At 64.2% G+C, this 840-nt stretch carries 1 protein-coding gene; it reads right to left on the bottom strand.

The features are described 5' to 3' along the window. Positions 1 to 840: condensation domain-containing protein (locus HX846_RS37260; RefSeq protein ID WP_218645532.1), on the bottom strand; the 840-nt coding region annotated here is incomplete at both ends.

Below are 840 nucleotides of genomic sequence, written 5' to 3'. Positions count from 1 at the left end.
AGCATGTACAGCGTGGCCCCGCGTTGATGTGCGAACTGGCGCAGACGGCCGCTCAGTTCCGCAGGCAGTTGCAAGTGGACGGAGCCGGCACGCGGGTCAAGCACAGGCGGGCGTGGCTGATCGGTGGGCAGTTCCAACTGGTAACTGCCGTCTTCCAGCTGGGTACGCCAGTAGTTCAATTGGCTGTCGAACAGCGCCTGCTGGGCCGGCTCGCGCTGCCAGAGCGCGTAATCCGGGTATTGCAACGCCAGCCCCGGCAGGTTGGCGACGTGGCCCTGGCATTCGGCGCTGTAGCACTGGGCGAGTTCGTCGAGCAGGTTATGGGTGGAAGCGTCGTCCGTCGCGCAATGGTGCAACGTCAGCACCAGCAACGCCTGGTGGTTGCGCGAAAGCAAGGTGGCGCGAATCGGCACCTCGTTGGCCAGGTCAAAGCGCTGCGCGGTGGCGGCCTGGATCGCCGCGTCGGTCAGCTGTTGCCAGCGTTCATCGCTGACGGTATCCCACCGCGCCAGGCCGAGCGTCAGCTCAACCTGCGGCTCAATCACCAACGCCAACTCACCTTCATCCTCACGCACGATGCGACTGCGCAGGATTTCATGGCGCTGGATCACCGTGTTCAAAGCCGATTGCAGCGCTTGCACATTCAACTCGCCGTCGAATTGCACGGCGCTGACCACGTTGTATTCGCTGGCGCCGCTCAGCTGTTCGAGGAACCACAGGCGCTGCTGTTCGAACGACAACGGCAAGTGCGCCGGGCGGGCCGCGGGTACAAAGGTCGCGGCAGGTGTTTGCAGCGGTTGCCCCAACAGCGCAGCCAAGGCCTGCAACGTCGGGTGTTCA

Source organism: Pseudomonas sp. K5002 (genome assembly GCF_013386655.1).
Lineage (GTDB): Bacteria > Pseudomonadota > Gammaproteobacteria > Pseudomonadales > Pseudomonadaceae > Aquipseudomonas.
This window is presented reverse-complemented; position numbering and strand designations above follow the sequence as displayed.